Raw genomic sequence first — 16,381 nt, forward strand, 5'->3', positions numbered from 1 at the left:
CGCGGGGTGGTGGAGAAATGCAATCTGTGCCACGGACGCTGGCAGCGCGCCTATGACCGCGCCGCGGAAGAAGGGCGGCGCGAACTCGAGCCCGGCGAGTTCGTGCCCGCGTGCGGCGAGTCCTGCCCGCGGGGAGCGATCCGGCTGGTCGACCTCGACGACCCCGGCGATCCGAATCACGGCGACGCCCACGGCGACCGCGCCTTCCACCTGCTCGACCGGCTCGGGACCGAGCCCACCGTCACCTACCTCAGTGCACGGGACTGGGTCCGCCGCATCGACGATCCCGCCTGCTTCGATCGCGACCGGGAGGTGAGCCATGCTTGAGGTCGCTCTGCGCGCCGACGCCCCCGCCGTGACCGTTCCCGCGGCGCCGCCCGAGACGCCGTCGCGTCACTGCTCGCGGCGTGCGTTCACCCTGTGGCTGATTCCGTGGGCGCTGCTGCTCGCGGCGGGCGCGTTCGCGTGTCTGCAGTGCCTGGTCGACGGTCTGCACCACACGAACATGGACAACCGCTACGTCTTCGGCCTGTGGATCTTCCTCGATCTGACGGTGATCGCGCTCGGCGCCGGCGCTTTCACCAGCGGGTTGCTCGCCTACGTGTTCCATTGGAAGGAGGTCCGTGCCGTTCTGCACCTGGCCGTGCTCACGGGTCTTCTGTGCTACGGCGGCGCCGTGGCGATCCTGATGGTCGACGTCGGCCAGCCCCTGCGTGCGTGGTTCACCTTCTGGCACCCGAACGTCCACTCGATGCTGGCCGAGGTCACGTTCTGCCTCACCTGCTACCTGATCGTGCTGGCCGTCGAGTTCGTGCCGATCCTCACGCGTCATCGTCGCCTGCGCTCGACGCCCGGGGTGGCGGTGGTCGGCAGCCGTGTCCACCGGGGTATGGTCGTTCTGGCCGTGCTCGGCGCCACGTTGTCGTTCTTCCACCAGGGCTCGCTGGGGGGGCTGTACGGAGTTCTGCAGGGGCGTCCGTTCGCGTTCCGCGAAGAGCTCTGGATCTTCCCCACGACCTTCTTCCTGTTCGTGTTGTCGGCCATGGCCATCGGGCCGGCCTTCCTGGTGCTGATCGCACGCGTGTTCGAGATCGTCACGCGGCGACTCCTGGTTCCGCGTGCGACGATCGACCGCCTGGCGCGCCTGTCGGGCACCCTGCTGCTCGTGTACCTGGCGTTGAAGGCGGTCGACACGCTGGTGTGGTTGAACACGACCGTGCCCGACAGCGGACTGCAACCGGCGTGGCTGTACCGGCAGCCGCCCTTCGGGAGCTGGGTGCTGGTCGCGGAATTCCTCGTGCTGGGTCTGGTGCCCGCGCTGCTGCTGCGCCGTGCCGCCCACCAGAGCCGGGCCATGATCACCTGGGCCGCGGTCCTCGGGTGCGCAGGGATCGCGCTGAACCGCCTGGTGGCCACGTTGCAGACGCTGATCCTGCCCTCGCTGCCCTTCGAGGACACGTGGGCCTACGTCCCGAATTGGCAGGAGAACGTGGCCTTCGCCGGAGTGATCGCCCTGGCGGTGATCGTGCTGTCGCTGGCCCACCGCGCCGATCTGCTCTTCGGGCGCCATCCCGAACTCGAGTCCTCCGCAAGCGAGAGGTGATCACGGTGTTGCCGAACGTCTACGAATTCAGCTGGGAGCCGCATCGGATCGTCTTCGTGGCCTTCTTCCTGACGGTCGCGGGGGTGCTGGTCGCCCATGTGGCCACGTCGTTGTGGCGGAGCTGGCGCGACGTCCGCGCAGGCCGCGCCGGATCCCTGCGCTGGCACGAGGACTTCGAGGAGCTCCCCGAAGAGCGTCGCCTGTGCCGACATGCCTCGCACGGCGACGCTGCGGTCCGGGCGTGCGAGAACGGATTCGACTGCGCGCACTGCGAACGCCACCGGTCGCGAGGACCGGTGGCGTCGACCGGCGCCGGGTCGGTGCACGGTCTGGAGATCCGGGCCGACACCTTCTACCACCGCGGTCACACCTGGGTGCGGCCGGAGCCCGACGGACGGGTGAAGGTCGGGCTCACGCCTCTCGCGGTGCGCATGCTCCCGGCCGACGCCCGCCTCCGGATCCCCGAACCCGGCGAGGAGATCCGCTCGGGGGATCCGGCCTTCGTCCTGGCCGACGGGTCGGTGCGGGTCCTGGCCCCGATCGAGGGGCGGGTCGTGCGCTGTGGGTTCGAGGACGGATTGCTGACCCTGACGCTCGACCCCGGCCGACCCTTGGCCGAGCACGTCGAGCTGCTGAGCGGCCACGAAGCCGTGGGCTGGATGGAGCGGGAACTGCGGCAGCTCCAGGCCCGACTTCTCGGGACCGAGGCCGCTTCGGCGTGGGCCGACGGAGGAGCGGTGGCCGACGACCTCACCCGCGTGGTGCCCGGCGCCGACTGGGGCTCGGTACGCCGGGACATGTTCCTCGACGCCTGAGCGCCGCGCGGCGCTCAGGGCGTGGCGTGGTGGCTCGCCCGGGATCGCTCGATCCCGTAGCGGCCCATCTTGTCGTACAACGTGGAACGGTCGATCCCCAGCACCTCGGCGGTGTGTTTCACGTTGCCGTGGTGCCGCTCGAGCGTCTCCTCGATCAGCTTCTGCTCGGCCTCGCGGAGCGTGACGTCGGGCGGGAAGCGCCACGGGCTCGTCAGGTCGCGCACTCCTTCGAGGAATGAGAAGTGCTCGGCCGTGAGCACGCCCTCACGGGCGGTGACGAGGGCGCGCTCGAGGGCGTTCTCGAGCTCGCGGACGTTGCCCGGCCAGTCGTGGTCGAGCAGCAGATCCATCGCGTCCTCGGAGACCGCGGGAACCTCGCGCCCCAGTTCGAGCGCGATCGACTCGACGAAGTGATGCGTCAGCAGGGGGACGTCCTCCTTGCGCTCGCGCAGCGGAGGCACCCGGATGCCGATCACGTTGAGCCGGTAGTAGAGGTCCTCGCGGAAGCGTCCGGCGGCGACCTCGGCCTCGAGATCACGATTGGTCGCGGCGATCACGCGGGCCTTCAATGGGATCGGATCGTTGCCGCCCACCCGCGAGAACTCCCGTTCCTGCAGCACGCGCAACAGGTCGACCTGTGTCTTCGGCGGGACGTCCCCGATCTCGTCGAGGAACAACGTGCCCTCGCCCGCGGCCTCGAGCTTGCCCTCGCGACGCGCGCTGGCGCCGGTGAAGGCGCCCTTCTCGTGACCGAAGAGTTCGGACTCGAGCAGGGATTCGGCGAGGGCCGCGCACGACACCGCCACGAAGGGACGCTCGGCCCGCACCCCGGCGCGGTGGATCGCGCGAGCCACGACCTCCTTGCCCGTGCCGCTCTCACCGCGGATCAGCACGGTGCTCGGCAGATCGGCCACGTCGCGCACGAGATCGCAGATGTTCAGGACCTTGGGATTCTTGCTGATGATTCCGTGGAAGCGGTAGCGCTCGCCCAGCTTCTCGCGCAGGGCCAGGTTCTCGCGTTCCAGTGACTTCAGGTGCAGCACACGGTCGACCAGCATGGAGATCTCGCGCGGGTTGCAGGGCTTGACCACGTACTCGATGGCTCCCTCCTTCATGGCCGAGATCGCCGTGTCGACGGTGGCGTAGGCGGTGATCACCACGACCGCGGCCTCGGGTTGCCGGGCGTGGATCTCGGCCATGGTCTCGATGCCGTCCATGCCGGGCATCTTGAGGTCGACGAAGTACAGGGCGTAGGCGGTGCGTTCGACCATCTCGACCGCCTCCTCGCCCGAACTCGCCGTCTCGACCCGATGCCCGTCCTGTTCCAGCCACACGGCCAACGATTCGCGTTGTACCGGTTCGTCGTCGACGACGAGGATCCGCCACTTGCCAGTCATCGTGCTGCCTCCTCCGGACGTCCCGGAACGCCGGGGGCGCTCCGGGGTCGGGTTCGTTCGCGCCGCTGGGCCTCGCGCAGGAGTGCGCGGCATCCGCGGCAGAAGTCGGCCGTCTTCCGGTCGACCTCCTCGATCGAGGTCGACAGGGACATGCAACAGCTGCGATCGGTGCAGTGTCGCAGTCCCCAGGTGTGCCCGAGTTCGTGGGCGATCTCGCGGGTGAAGCGTTCCCACACGCGCTCGGGGTCGGGATGGAGCCCCTGGTTCTCGGGGCGGAGACGGAACATCGAGACCACGGCGACCAGTCCGTCGAGTTGCGCGTGTCCGAAGACGAAGCTCAACGTGGGCAGGTAGAGATCGGCCTCGGTCACCCCGAGCAGGCGTGTGCGACCGTCGGGAACCTCGCCGAGCAGTCGCCGCAGGATCTCCGTCGAGACGATCTGGCCCTGCCCGGCCTCGGGCGCGGGCTCGAGATCGGGCCGGGCCGGGCCCGGGCCGGCGTCGACCATGAAGGTGCGGGCGACGAAGGAGGCGGCGCGGCGGACCATGTCCTGGTCCACGTCCCGCAGGCCGATGAGCGTCACGCGGCTCACGGTCCGGCTCCCGGCGCGGCCAGGGCCTCGTCGTGCCGTCGCCCGCCGGGGGGACCGTTGCGCGGCAGACGAACCCGGAAGGTCGTACCGCGGCCGACCTCGCTCTCGACCTCGATCGTCCCCCCGTGGGCCTCGACGATTCCGTAGACCACCGACAGCCCGAGTCCGACACCGCGCCCCTCGTCCTTGGTCGTGAAGAAGGGATCGAAGACGCGCTCGAGGTGAGAGGGTTCGATCCCGGTGCCCTCGTCGCTGACCTCGAGCACGATGAAGGTGTCGTCCTCGGGGCGTGCCGACACGGTGATCGTGCCCGCGCCGGGTTGGGCCTCGGCCGCGTTCATCACCAGGTTCAGCAGGATCTGCTCGATCTGACTGGCGTCGCCCGACACCCGCGGAAGGCCCTCGGCCACGTCGACCACCGAGCGTACCTTCCCCAGTTCCAGGCGGTGTTCGAGCAGGCCCATGACGCGGTCGATCACCTCGCGCAGGTCGAAGGCGTCGGACGTCGGCTTCGCGCGTCGCGAGAAGGCGAGCAGGTCCTTGACGATCCGGCCGACCCGCTCGGTCTCGCGCGTCATGGTGTCGAGGAATCGGCGCACGCGCGGGAGGTTCTCGGGGATGTCTTCCTCGTTCTCGAGCATGCGCTTGACGACCATGGAATAGTTCAACACTCCCGACACCGGATTGTTGATCTCGTGGGCAACGCTGGCGGCGAGCTGTCCGAGCGAGGCCATCCGGTCGCTCTGGATCAGTCGCTGCTGGGCCGCACCGAGTTCGCGGCTCCGTTCCTCGATCGTCTGCTCGAGACCCTCGTTGAACTCGCGCAGTTCGCGCAGCGCGTCGCGGAGCCGCGCTCGCATGGCGTCGAAGGAATCGGCCAGCACCCGGAGCTCTCCCTGACCGCGCACCTCGACCGGTTGGTCGAGTTCCATACGGCTTCCCGCACGCGTGGCCACGAGCAGCTTCTGCAGGGGCACACCGATCATCCAGCGGGTGATCACCACGATGATCAGTCCCATGAGCAGGATCTCGACGAGGGTCCGCGCGAGGGCATCGCGGCGGATCGCGGCGAGCTCGGTGCCAGCCTCGTCGAGATCGAGGTCGATCGCGAGCTGTCCCAGGACCTGGTCGGTGGGTTGATGGGCATGGCAGGCCGCTTCGTAGCACGACGGCTCGTTCAGGATCGGGGTGACCACCTGCAGGACGCGACCGCGGCCGGGGTCCTCGAAGACCCGGGATCGCCGGACGGGGCGCTCGAGATCCCCGACGTCCGCTTCGCCCGCGCAACCACAGCAGAGCGAATCGTGCGGCGCCACGCCGCCCCGCGCCTCGGTGGAGAAGGTCACCTCTCCGCGTTCGTTCACCAGACAGATGCGCTCGACGCCGTGTTCCTCGCCGATCGCGCTCATGATGCGGTAGGCGGCCTCGCGGTCGTCGGCCAGCATGGCGTTCCAGGTGGCGCTGGCCACGCTGCGCGAGAGCTCGTCGGCGCCGGTGATCGTCTGGTCGAGGACGAGTTGTTCGAGGCGGCGGTCCTCGACGAAGCCGAAGACCACGCGCATCACCGCCATGAACACGGTGAGCGCGAAGACCAATCGGAAGGCCAGGGTCCGGGGTACGGCGCGCATCTCGCCTCCTCCGGTGCCGCGGCGCACGGGACGGCGCGCGGTGACCGGTCACCCCCCATGATCGTCGTGATACCCGTCACATGACCAGGATTCCGGCACTGCGAAATCATGACTGATTCCAAGTCATCAACCGCGCAGGCTCTCATCGTGTAGAGTCGTGGGCGAGCCGAGCAGGAGGAGGACGTATGGACACTCGCACCGAGAGACTGCGCGCGTGGATCGACATCGAGTCGATCTCGGGCAACGAACGAACGTTCCTCGAGGAACTCGAGGTCTACCTGTCGGCCCGCGGATTCGCCGTGGATCGCCAGCCCGTGGGCATCGATCGCTGGAACGTGATCGCCACGCGGCGCCCGGATCCGTCGCTCGTCTACTGCACGCATGTCGACACCGTGCCGCCCTTCTTCCCGGCACGCGTCGAGCGTGGCGCCGTGTACGGGCGCGGTGCCTGCGACACCAAGGGAGGGATCGTGGCGATGATCGAGGCCGGCGAGCGGCTCCTGGCCGACGGTCTCGACGACCTCGGCTACCTGTTCGTGGTCGGCGAGGAGGTCGACCACGACGGAGCACGCACCGCCGTCACCCTCGATCTACGGCCCCGGCGCATCGTCCTGTGCGAGCCCACCGGCAATCGGGTCGTGAGGGCGCAGAAGGGCATGGTGAAGCTCACCCTGAGCACCGAGGGCGTGGCCGGGCACTCGGCCTACCCGGAGAAGGGCCATTCGGCGGTGCACGACCTGCTCGACGTGATCGCCGCCCTGCGCGACCACGCCTGGCCCGTCGACGACGTGCTCGGACCGACCACGCTCAACGTGGGTCTGATCGAGGGCGGCGTCGCGGCGAACGTCTTCGCCCCCCGCGCGCGCGCCGAGTTGATGATCCGCGCCGTGAGCGACAGCGAGGCGCTCGTGCAGACCATCGGCGAGTTGGTCGGCGACCGGGCGGCGGTGGAGGTTCCCGCCGCGAACGATCCCGTGTTCTTCGATCCTCCCGAGAGCGTCGAGACCTGCCTCGCCGCGTTCAACACCGACGCCACCTACCTGCAGGAACTCGGTCCGGTGTGGTTGGTGGGCCCAGGCGACATCGAGGTCGCCCATTCCGTCGACGAACACATCACCCTGGCCTCGATGGAGGCCGGGGTCGACCTGTACGAGAGACTGGGGCGGTCGGTGCTGGCTCCGCGATGAGCTGGACCGTCTGCGCGACCTCTGGATCGAGCCCGGCGTCGCGGGCACCTGTCGCGAGCGACCCGCGGTCGCGTCCACTGTGCCATCTCCAGGGCGCCTGCCCACCGAAGCTGATCCCCGCGATCCGGGCGGGCGCGCATCCGGTCCGACGTGGGTGGCGAAACGATCCACACAGCCCTCGAGCGACTCGGCGTCGCTCGCCGGAGGAATCGACTCCGGGGTCTCGAGGAACGGAAGAATCCGGCGCTGCTCGTCGAACAAGCGGCCGTCGGCCCCGAGACCGGGCACGAGGATCCGTCTCTTCGTGGCATCCACGGCCACGCCAGGCCAGGTCGCCCCGGTACCACCCTCCCTGGAGTCCTCCCGTGTCCCTCGCCGATCCACACCACGGACGCGACGTCCTGCATCACGTGGCGATCTCGGTCCACGACGTGGCGGCCACCGTACGCTGGTACCGCGAGACCTTCCGCTGCGAGGTCGAGCGCGAGGACGACACCTGGGCCCTGCTCGCCTTCGAGAACGTGCGGCTGGCCCTGGTCGTGCCGGACCAGCACCCACCCCACGTGGCCTTCGTCCACCCGAATCCCGGGAGCTTCGGTCCCGTGGTACCCCACCGCGACGGGACGCGGTCGAGCTACACGCACGACCCCGCCGGCAACACGGTCGAGATGCTGGCCGACGAGAACCTCGGCTGATCCCTGGTCCGGTCACTCCGGGACCGGGCTGGTCAGGAACTGATCGCTCCTCTCGGTGCGCCGCTCGCAAGTGACCAACACGCAGTGGTTTGGCCGAGCGCGTCGCGTGGCACCGCCCTTGCGCTCCCCTCCCGGGCCGACGACCGGGTCCGAACGGGGAGACGACGCATTGAAGGCCATTCTGCTGGGTGCCGGCCAGGGCACACGCCTGCGACCACTGACCGACGACCGTCCGAAGTGCATGGTGGAGGTCGACGGCACACCCCTGCTGACCTGGCAGCTCCACGCATTGCGCGCAGCCGGCGTGGACGACGTCATCGTGGTCCGCGGCTGGTGTCGTACCGCGATCCGCGGGGAAGGCCTGCGCTTCGTCGACAACCCGGACTTCGCCTCGACGAACATGCTCGAGAGTCTGCGCCGCGCGCGGGCCGAGATGCACGGCGACGTCCTGATCGCCTACACCGACCTGCTGTACCGGCCCGAGGTGGTCCAGGCCGCGCGACAGAGTCGCGCCGACATCGGAGTGGTCGTCGATCTCGATTGGCGCAGCCTCTGGGAACGCCGCATGGACGACCCCCTGAGCGATGCCGAGACCCTGCGGACGGACGGCCGCGGCCGGCTGTTGGAGATCGGCCAGCCGCCCTCTGGCTACGACCAGATCGAGGCCCAGTACCTCGGTCTCGTGCGTCTGTCGCCGGCCGGGTGCGAGATCGTACGTGACGCGTTGGACGAAGCCGCGGCGACCCCCGACGCGCCCGCCTTCGGGAGCCCGCGCCGCTTCGCGCGTGCCTACCTCACCGACCTTCTGCACGGACTCGTGCGGCGGGGCACCGTGGTCAAGACGATTCCGATCCGCGGCGGTTGGACCGAGGTCGACTCGCTCGACGACCTGGCCGTGGCCGAGAGCATCGTGCGGGAGCAACGGTGGTCGCGTCCCGCTCCCGCCACGGTGGGCGTACCGGCATGAAGGCTCTGGTGCTCGGCGCGGGACGCGCCGTCCTCGCCTCCTCGGGCGTGGCCGTTCCCAAGTGTCTGCTCGAGGGCATTGCGGGTTGGCGTGTGCTCGACTGGTTGCTGAACGCCCTGCGCGAAGGGGGACGTGTCGACGACGTGGTCTTCGTCGGGGGCGACGGCATCGAAACCATTCGCGCGCAGTACGAAGACCTGCGCTTCGTGCACAATCCTCGCTGGGCCGACGAACACGTGGTGGGTTCGTTGTTCTCCGCGGCGCACGAACTCGACGAGGGCTTCTTCTTCACCTACGCCGACATCGTCTACCGACCCGATACGGTCGAGCGGCTGCGTCGCGCTCCGGGCGACGTGGTGATCGTGGTCGATCGCTCCTGGAGGACGCGCTACCGCGACCGCAGTCGCGCCCAGCTGGAGGACGCCGAGAAGGTCGTCGCCGCGGGCGGTCAGGTACGCTGGATCGGCAAGGACATCCCGCTCGACGCCGAGGTCACCGGCGAATTCATCGGACTGGCTCGCTTCGGCGAGCGCGGGGCCGCGTGGCTGCGACGCACCTACGGCGCCCTGATCGAGACCTACCGCAACCGTCCCTACCGCGGCCGGCGTAACCTCCGGGCGGCCAACCTGTCCGACCTGCTGCAGGAACTCGTCGAACAGGGCCTGACCGTGGACGTGGTGACGATCGATGGGGACTACGCCGAACTCGACTCGCCGTCCGACCTCGCCCAGTTCGTGTTCGGGACCAAGGCCGAGACCCTGGAGCGCCTGCGTCCCCTGTTGCGACAGGCCCACGTGACCGACGGCCACCTGGTGCGCGTGGGCGACTGGACCCACAAGCGCGACGAGGTGGTGACCGAACTGGCCGATCGCTTCGGCGGCGCCGCCCTGGCCGTGCGCAGCAGCGCGCTGGGCGAGGACACGCAGACGAGCAGCGCGGCCGGTCGCTACCACAGCGTGATCGGGGTCGAGGGCGACGACGTCGACGCCATCGCCGCCGCCGTCGACGCCGTGGTGGCGAGCTACGACCGCGACGGCCAGCGCGACGAGAACCAGGTCCTGGTGCAGCCCTGTCTGACCGAGGTCGTCATGAGCGGCGTGATGATGACCCGCGACGTCGACAACGGCGCCGAGTACCTGGTGGTGAACTACGACGACACGTCCGGCAGAACGGACTCGGTCACTGCCGGTGACGCCGGACACACATCGACGGTACGGATCCACCGTGGGGCCGGGGGAAGGCCCCACGATCGACGGCTTGCCGCACTCGTGAACACCGCCGAGGAACTCGAGGCGATCACCGGCTCCGACGCGCTCGATGTCGAGTTCGCCTTCACCCGCGACGAGTCCCTGCACGTGTTGCAGGTCCGGCCCATCACCCGAAGAACGGAGTGGACACCGGTCGATCCGCGAGCCCACGCCGACGAGTTGGAGCAGTTGCGCGGCTTCCTTCGGGAGCGACTGGGTCCGCGTCCGGGCGTGGCGGGCAGCAGTACCGTCCTCGGGCAGATGCCCGACTGGAATCCGGCCGAGATGATCGGGCCGTTTCCGTCGACCCTCTCGCGTACGCTGTACGAACTGCTGATCACCGACGCGACCTGGCGCGAGGCACGGGTGGACCTCGGCTACTTCGACGCCTTTCCGCACGCACTCATGGTGGAGCTGGCCGGACGTCCCTACGTGGACGTGAGGCTCAGTGCCAACAGCCTGCTGCCGGCCGGTCTCGATCCGGAGATCCGGACCGCCGTCGTCGACGCGGGTCTCGAGCGTCTGCGCGTGCACCCCGAACTGCATGACAAGATCGAGTTCGAGATCTTCCCGACCACCTATCACGCGCGGGTCGCAGACACGTGCCGGGATCTGGTCGAAGCCGGAATGCCGGCCACACAGGCGAGGCCCCTGATCGATGCGTTGCGAGCCCACAGCCGGAGTCTGCTCGTGGGCGGAGCCGCCGGTGTCGACGCGATCCTGGAGCGGACCGCCGTCCTGGAGGAACACACCCGACGCGCGTGGACCGACGCCGTAGATCCTCTCGACCGTGCGCGGACCCTGCTGGCCCACACCGTTCGGTACGGAACCCGACCCTTCTCGGCGCTGGCGCGCCTGAGCTTCGTGGGCACGGCCATGCTGCGCTCGCTGCAGTCCGACGGGGTGATCGGAGACGACGACCTGGATCGCTTCGGTCGCTCGGTGCGCACCGTCAGCACCGACATGATGGAACGCCTCGGTGCGGTGCGGCGGGGATCGGAGTCGCTCGACGACTTCCTCGAGACCTTCGGTCACCTGCGTCCGGGGACCTACGATCTCTTGTCGCCGCGCTACGATCAGGATCCCCAGCTGTACTTCGGCGACTCCGCGCAGGGGATTCCGTCACCCACGACGATCGTCGACGAACTGCCGCCCGGCTGGGACGAGGACTTCAGCCGGCGCGTCGACGCGCGTTTGCGCGCCGAGGACCTCGGGATCGACGGTGTGGGATTCCTGGGCTTCCTGCGGGCGGCGATCGCCGGCCGGGAACTCGCGAAATTCCGCTTCTCGAGGGCGTTGAGTGCGGCGCTGGAGCTGATCGCGCGGTTCGGCGCCCGACACGACCTGAGCCGCGAGGAACTCACCCACCTCGATGCCAAGGTGTTGCTCGCGATCCCCGATGCCGCGCGACCTCCCGAACTGGGCGAGGGCCTGCGCCGTCATGGCCTTGCAGCTCGCATGCGCCGTGAACGGCAGTCGCTGGTGTACCTGCCGGGAGTGATCACGCACGAGAGCGATCTGACCATCGTCCGATCCACGGTGAGCCGTCCGAACTTCGTGACCTCGGGCCGCGTTCGTGGCGAGCTGCTGCACCTTGGCGTCACGGCGGCCGGGGATGCCGGAGCGCTGCGCGACCGCGTGGTGCTGCTCGAAGGCGCCGACCCCGGCTACGACTGGATCTTCGCGCACGGGATCGCGGGTCTCGTCACCCGCTACGGTGGTGCGAACTCGCACATGACGATCCGCTGTGCCGAGTTCGGCCTGCCCGCGGCCATCGGTTGTGGCGACACGCTCTACGAGGCCCTGCGCCGAGCTCGATCGGTGGACCTCGACTGCGCAGGGGAGACGATCCGTGTCGTCGCCTGACCCGACCCGCACGCTGCGCCTGGCGGTGAGCCAACGCGTGGACCTGGCGCCCGGTCACGGGGAGCGGCGGGACGCGCTCGCACAGGACTGGTACCCGGTGTTCGAGCGCTGGAACGCCGTCGCCCTACCGGTGCCGAATCGCCACGATTTCGACCCGACCTGGCTCGACATCGTCGATGTCGACGCCGTGCTGCTCACGGGTGGGAACACGCCGGGGGTTCCGGGAGCGGAGCCGGGTCGCGACCGTGCGCCCGAACGCGATTCCACCGAACGCACACTGATCGCCCGCGCGCGCACCCGCGGAGCGCCCGTGCTCGGCGTGTGCCGCGGCGCGCAGATGCTCGCGTCGGTGTTCGGCGCGCGTCTGCGCCGGGTCGAGCCGAAGGGCGCGCACGTGGCGACCGACCACGACGTCGTGCTCTGCACCGGCGATCGTCTGCGCGTCAACAGTTACCACGACTGGCAGATCGATCCGGTGGGTTTCCCTTCGGAGCTCCGCATCGTTGCGCGTGCCGCCGATGGATCGATCGAGGCCTTCGTGCACGAACACGAACCGCTGGCCGGTGTGCTCTGGCATCCCGAGCGCCCCGGTCCCGCCCCGCCGCGTCTCGACTCGCTGGTCCGTGCCGCACTGGCCGGCGTCGCCCGCGAGGAGGTGGACACATGGACTACCCCTACGTCGGTCTCGGACGCCTGAGCCGACGCAAGCCCTACAGCTTCTCGCCCTTCGGAGGTTCCGCCTTCCTGGAGGCCCACGCCGCGCGGCGGGAGAGTTTCGGAGAGGAGTTGCGCCGCACCGGGGCGTTGCACCGTTTCGAGCGGGAGGTGTGTCCTTCCGCCGAATGCGTGGAGATCGAGGAGCGCTGCGGCATCCTCGACGGGGAGCTGGAATCCGCCTGGAAGGACGAACTGGCCGCGTGCGGTTCGGTCGCGACGGCGGACTGGTTGGAACGCATCGTGTGCGATCACCGGCGCGAGACCCTTCCTCTGGCCGGCGACGAACGCTGGTCGGTGCGTGTGGTGCGGCGGTGGGTCGAGCGTTTCGAGGCCTTCGGCTGCGTGCACGCGCGCTACGACCGCCAAGGTCGACGCGTGGAGCGCGATCCGAACCGCCCAGATGTGGTCGTACGACTGGCCGCAGCGACGGCGCAGGCGGGATCCGACGCCGACGACGTGGCCACCGCGACCATCCACCTGAATGCCCTTCTCAAGGCGAACGACCTGGTCGATGCCCAATGGCACCATGTCGGCGGGGAGCGCAGCACGACCGACGCCGACTTCGCGCTGATGGCACTCGAGCTCGAGTCGGTCCTGCTCGACCGCGTCGCCCGTCACGCCGCGGCGGTCCAGCGAACGAAGGAGGCGGGGGCGTGAACGACCGGGTCGTCTTCCTGCTGCATCCCTCGTTGCGCGCCCGCGCCTACCTGCAGACGGCGATGCGGGCCGGACTGGGGCCGGACCTTGCCGTGCGTCTGGGATCCGACGCCGACGACGCGGCCGACCCGGCCTGGAGCGCGCCGGCCGATGGTTCCTTCGACCCGCGGGAATCGCTCGTCGCCACGCTCGACCGCTACGGGGTCGGCGAGGTCCAGGTCGATGATCCCGACGTGAACGGCGCACGACTCGTCGCCGTCCTGCGCGCGATCGCTCCTTCGCTCGTGGTGTTCACCGGCGGCGGAATCCTGCGTGAGGCCACGCTCGCCGCCGCGCCACGCTGGTTGCACGTCCACCCCGGGCGGCTGCCCGACCGCCGTGGCAGTACCTGCATCCACTTCGGATTGCTGTTGGACGGTCGCGTCGAGGCGAGCGCGATCTTCATGCGGGCGGGCCTCGACGGAGGCCCCGTCGCCTACCGTCGTGCCCTGGAGGTCGATCCGACCTGGACGCCCGAGGGGCTCGACCACGTCGACGACGCACGGATTCGATCCCGGGTGCTCGTCGAGACCCTGTGCCGCCTGCGTGAGCCCGGCTTCGCCGCCGAGGAGCAGGACGCCGGCGACCAGAAGACCTTCTACGTGATCCATCCCGTTCTCAAGCACATCGCCCTGACCACGGCGCTGCCGTCCGCCCAGGACGCAGCGCGAGAGGAGACCGTGTCGTGAGCATCACGATCTGTGTGCAGCATCCCTGGCACTACCGGAACTGGGAGCCCGTGCTGAGGCACTTCGACGCCGACGAGGCCACGATCCACGTGTCGCCCTGGCGGGCGCACCTGCCGAAGGATCCCACGGTGCACCGCGCGCACCTGCAGTCGACGTTGACCTGGCTCGAGGAGCGTGGGGTCACGACGACCCACGGTCCGTGGTCGGTGGAGCCGCACGTCTTCGCCACCCTGGCCATCGAGCCGCGCATGGTCGGCCAGAAGTGGTCGAAGCAGGTCCGCATGCTCTACGCGGTGATCAGCAAGCAGTACACCTACAGTCAGTTGAACCGGCACTACGACAGCGTGCTGGTCGCCAGCGAGTTCGGGGCCTCGTTGCTGGCTCGGCACGGGGTCCGCACCCAGGTGGTCGGCTATCCGAAGCTCGATCCCTGGTTCGACGGTTCGCTCACCCGCGCGAGCGCGCGGGCCGCGCTGGGGATCCCCGACGACCGGACCCTGATCGTGTACGCGCCGACCTTCGGGCCGCTGTGCGCCCACGAGACCTTCGCCGGCGCACTGCGCGAGCTGGATCTCGACGCCGAGATGATCGTGCAGCTGCACCCGGTGAGTTACCTCGCCGAGGCACGACGCTTCGAGCACTCGCTGCCCGAAGCGCGCGTGATGCCACCGGAGGAGGCGGGCATCCACGTGGTCGCGGCCGCCGATGCACTCGTCACCGACTACAGCGGCGTGACCTTCGAGGCCTGCGCCATGGACGTTCCCGTACTGTTGCTCGAGAAGCCGGGGGTCGAGCCGACCGAGGACGTGGAACGGCGCTACCGCGACGCCGGCCCGCGGGTCTTCGAGCCCTCGGAACTCCGGGCGCGGCTCGAGGAACTGCTCGCTTCGCCGCAGCGCTGGGCCGAGCGCCGCGCCTTCTACCGCGACGAGTTCTACGCCCACCACGGCGACGCCGGCCGGCGTGCGGCCGAGGCCTTCCGCCAGTTGCAGGCCGAGGCCAGGCGCGCGCGGGAGCACGACGTCGATCAGATCTACACGCGCATGCGTCAGCTCGAGATCGCTGCCGCCCGCTGAGCCCCGGACTCCGATGCGTGGATCGGCCGCAACCCGGACGCGGCCGATCCCGTAGGCGCGCACGTGATCCCCCGGTGGTCACGTGGTGTTCCCGTTCGTCCTCAGCCGGAGTGTCCGACCATGCGCCGTTCCCTCACCCGCCGACAGTTCCTGGAGACCGCCGCCCTCACCGGAGCCGCCCTCGGTCTCTCTTCGACCTGGCCCGGTCTGGCCTTCGCCGACGGACCCGATCGCGAGCTGAAGATCCTGGTGCTCGGCGGCACCGGGCAGACCGGTCCGCACCTCGTGCGGCAACTGCTCGAACGCGGCCACACCGTCACGCTGTTCAATCGGGGCAATCGCTCGGACGAGCTGTTCCCCGACGTCGAGTGCATCGTCGGCGACCGCGCCCTCGAAGCCGACGACGGCCTGGCGGATCTCGAGGCCGAACTCGCGAACGGGCGAACCTGGGACCTGTGCATGGACATCTGGCCGCACATCCCGAAGATGGTCGAGATCAGCGGCGAGCTGCTGCGCGACCACGTGGGCCACTACATGTACGTGTCGTCGTTGTCGGTCTACGCCGACCAGTCGGTGCGCGGGATCGACGAGACGGCCGAGGTGGAGCAGGCCCCGAACGCCGACGAACTCGAGTACACCGGCGAGCTCTTCGGCGCCTTCAAGGCCGAAGCCGAGACGCGCGTCCGCCGGATCTATCCGGAGAACCACACGATCTACCGGCCGGGTCTGATCGTCGGCCCACGTGACGCCAGCTTCCGTGGGGTGTACTGGCCCGTGCGTGTCCGCCGTGGCGGCGAGGTCCTCGCGCCCGGCGACGGCAGCGACCGGATCCAGCAGATCGACGCGCGCGACCTGACGCGCTTCGAGGTGCACTGCATGGAGAACGGCATCGGGGGCACCTTCAACGTGGTCGGGCCCCATCCGTCCACGCCTCTGACCATGGCGCGCTACCTGCAGCGGTGCAGGGAGGCCACGCGCAGCGACGCCACCTTCACCTGGGCCGACGCGGACTTCCTGGGCGAACAGGGCGTGGGACCGTGGATGCACATGCCGAACTGGGTGCCCGCCGAGGGCGACTTCGCCGGCTTCGGCCACCATGACGTGAGTCGCGCGATCGCGGCCGGTCTGACCTTCCGGCCGCTGGTCGACACCATCCGCGACACGCTCACCTGGTACGACGAACTCGAGGACGAGCGTCGCACCGA

Annotated in this window: 15 protein-coding genes; 12 read left to right on the plus strand and 3 right to left on the minus strand. The window is 69.4% G+C overall.

The window, feature by feature from the left end; genetic code table 11:
- The 3 genes from VKA86_09610 to VKA86_09620 form a co-directional block, all read left to right on the plus strand.
- The coding region (locus VKA86_09610; protein ID HKK71461.1) for a hypothetical protein at positions 1–327 on the plus strand (327 nt) is incomplete at its 5' end.
- Complete coding sequence (gene nrfD, locus VKA86_09615; GenBank protein HKK71462.1) at positions 320–1,603, plus strand: NrfD/PsrC family molybdoenzyme membrane anchor subunit; 1,284 nt, start codon at positions 320–322, stop codon at positions 1,601–1,603. The genes VKA86_09610 and nrfD, both read left to right, overlap by 8 nt.
- A 5-nt stretch (positions 1,604–1,608) precedes the next feature.
- A complete protein-coding gene (locus VKA86_09620) occupies positions 1,609–2,418 on the plus strand; it encodes a hypothetical protein (protein ID HKK71463.1) in 810 nt (269 codons plus the stop codon).
- A gap of 14 nt (positions 2,419–2,432) precedes the next feature.
- On the opposite strand, the gene VKA86_09625 is transcribed toward VKA86_09620, so the two are convergent.
- Genes VKA86_09625 through VKA86_09635 form a run of 3 tightly spaced genes read right to left on the minus strand, consistent with a single transcriptional unit; the run spans position 2,433 to position 6,036 of the window.
- Entirely contained in the window at positions 2,433–3,815 is a 1,383-nt protein-coding gene (locus VKA86_09625; GenBank protein HKK71464.1) for a sigma-54 dependent transcriptional regulator, read from the minus strand.
- The gene (locus VKA86_09630; GenBank protein HKK71465.1) at positions 3,812–4,408 is read right to left on the minus strand and encodes an archaemetzincin; all 597 of its coding nucleotides are present in this window, start codon (positions 4,406–4,408) and stop codon (positions 3,812–3,814) included. The genes VKA86_09625 and VKA86_09630 overlap by 4 nt, the downstream gene beginning before the upstream one ends.
- On the minus strand, positions 4,405–6,036 hold the full coding sequence (locus tag VKA86_09635) for an ATP-binding protein (GenBank protein HKK71466.1): 1,632 nt from the start codon (positions 6,034–6,036) through the stop codon (positions 4,405–4,407). The genes VKA86_09630 and VKA86_09635 overlap by 4 nt, the downstream gene beginning before the upstream one ends.
- Positions 6,037–6,221: 185 nt before the next feature.
- Between VKA86_09635 and VKA86_09640 the strand changes: the two genes are divergently transcribed.
- The 9 genes from VKA86_09640 to VKA86_09680 all read left to right on the plus strand — a co-directional run.
- Positions 6,222–7,223, plus strand: coding sequence for a M20/M25/M40 family metallo-hydrolase (locus tag VKA86_09640; protein HKK71467.1), 1,002 nt, complete (start codon positions 6,222–6,224; stop codon positions 7,221–7,223).
- Between the two features lie 365 nt (positions 7,224–7,588).
- Positions 7,589–7,918 carry a VOC family protein gene (locus VKA86_09645; GenBank protein ID HKK71468.1) on the plus strand — a complete coding sequence of 110 codons (330 nt, stop codon included), beginning with the start codon at positions 7,589–7,591 and terminating at the stop codon, positions 7,916–7,918.
- Between the two features lie 169 nt (positions 7,919–8,087).
- A complete protein-coding gene (locus VKA86_09650) occupies positions 8,088–8,885 on the plus strand; it encodes a phosphocholine cytidylyltransferase family protein (GenBank protein HKK71469.1) in 798 nt (265 codons plus the stop codon).
- A complete protein-coding gene (locus tag VKA86_09655) occupies positions 8,882–11,998 on the plus strand; it encodes a PEP/pyruvate-binding domain-containing protein (GenBank protein ID HKK71470.1) in 3,117 nt (1,038 codons plus the stop codon). The genes VKA86_09650 and VKA86_09655 overlap by 4 nt, the downstream gene beginning before the upstream one ends.
- Positions 11,985–12,695, plus strand: a complete 711-nt coding sequence (locus tag VKA86_09660; protein ID HKK71471.1) for a gamma-glutamyl-gamma-aminobutyrate hydrolase family protein — start codon at positions 11,985–11,987, stop codon at positions 12,693–12,695. The genes VKA86_09655 and VKA86_09660 overlap by 14 nt, the downstream gene beginning before the upstream one ends.
- Positions 12,662–13,372, plus strand: coding sequence for a hypothetical protein (locus VKA86_09665; protein ID HKK71472.1), 711 nt, complete (start codon positions 12,662–12,664; stop codon positions 13,370–13,372). The genes VKA86_09660 and VKA86_09665 overlap by 34 nt, the downstream gene beginning before the upstream one ends.
- Positions 13,369–14,100 carry a hypothetical protein gene (locus VKA86_09670; protein ID HKK71473.1) on the plus strand — a complete coding sequence of 244 codons (732 nt, stop codon included), beginning with the start codon at positions 13,369–13,371 and terminating at the stop codon, positions 14,098–14,100. The genes VKA86_09665 and VKA86_09670 overlap by 4 nt, the downstream gene beginning before the upstream one ends.
- Positions 14,097–15,176 carry a CDP-glycerol glycerophosphotransferase family protein gene (locus VKA86_09675; GenBank protein ID HKK71474.1) on the plus strand — a complete coding sequence of 360 codons (1,080 nt, stop codon included), beginning with the start codon at positions 14,097–14,099 and terminating at the stop codon, positions 15,174–15,176. The genes VKA86_09670 and VKA86_09675 overlap by 4 nt, the downstream gene beginning before the upstream one ends.
- 120 nt (positions 15,177–15,296) lie before the next feature.
- On the plus strand, positions 15,297–16,381 hold a 1,085-nt coding region (locus tag VKA86_09680; GenBank protein HKK71475.1), incomplete at its 3' end, for an NAD-dependent epimerase/dehydratase family protein.

It is taken from the genome of Candidatus Krumholzibacteriia bacterium, from assembly GCA_035268685.1.
Lineage (GTDB): Bacteria > Krumholzibacteriota > Krumholzibacteriia > JAJRXK01 > JAJRXK01 > JAJRXK01.

Coding starts and splice junctions, on each gene's coding strand:
- VKA86_09625 (HKK71464.1), bottom strand. CDS start 3,815: ATGACTGGCAAGTGGCGGATCCTCGTCGTCGACGACGAACCGGTACAA.
- VKA86_09665 (HKK71472.1), top strand. CDS start 12,662: ATGGACTACCCCTACGTCGGTCTCGGACGCCTGAGCCGACGCAAGCCC.
- VKA86_09640 (HKK71467.1), top strand. CDS start 6,222: ATGGACACTCGCACCGAGAGACTGCGCGCGTGGATCGACATCGAGTCG.
- nrfD (HKK71462.1), top strand. CDS start 320: ATGCTTGAGGTCGCTCTGCGCGCCGACGCCCCCGCCGTGACCGTTCCC.
- VKA86_09635 (HKK71466.1), bottom strand. CDS start 6,036: ATGCGCGCCGTACCCCGGACCCTGGCCTTCCGATTGGTCTTCGCGCTC.
- VKA86_09655 (HKK71470.1), top strand. CDS start 8,882: ATGAAGGCTCTGGTGCTCGGCGCGGGACGCGCCGTCCTCGCCTCCTCG.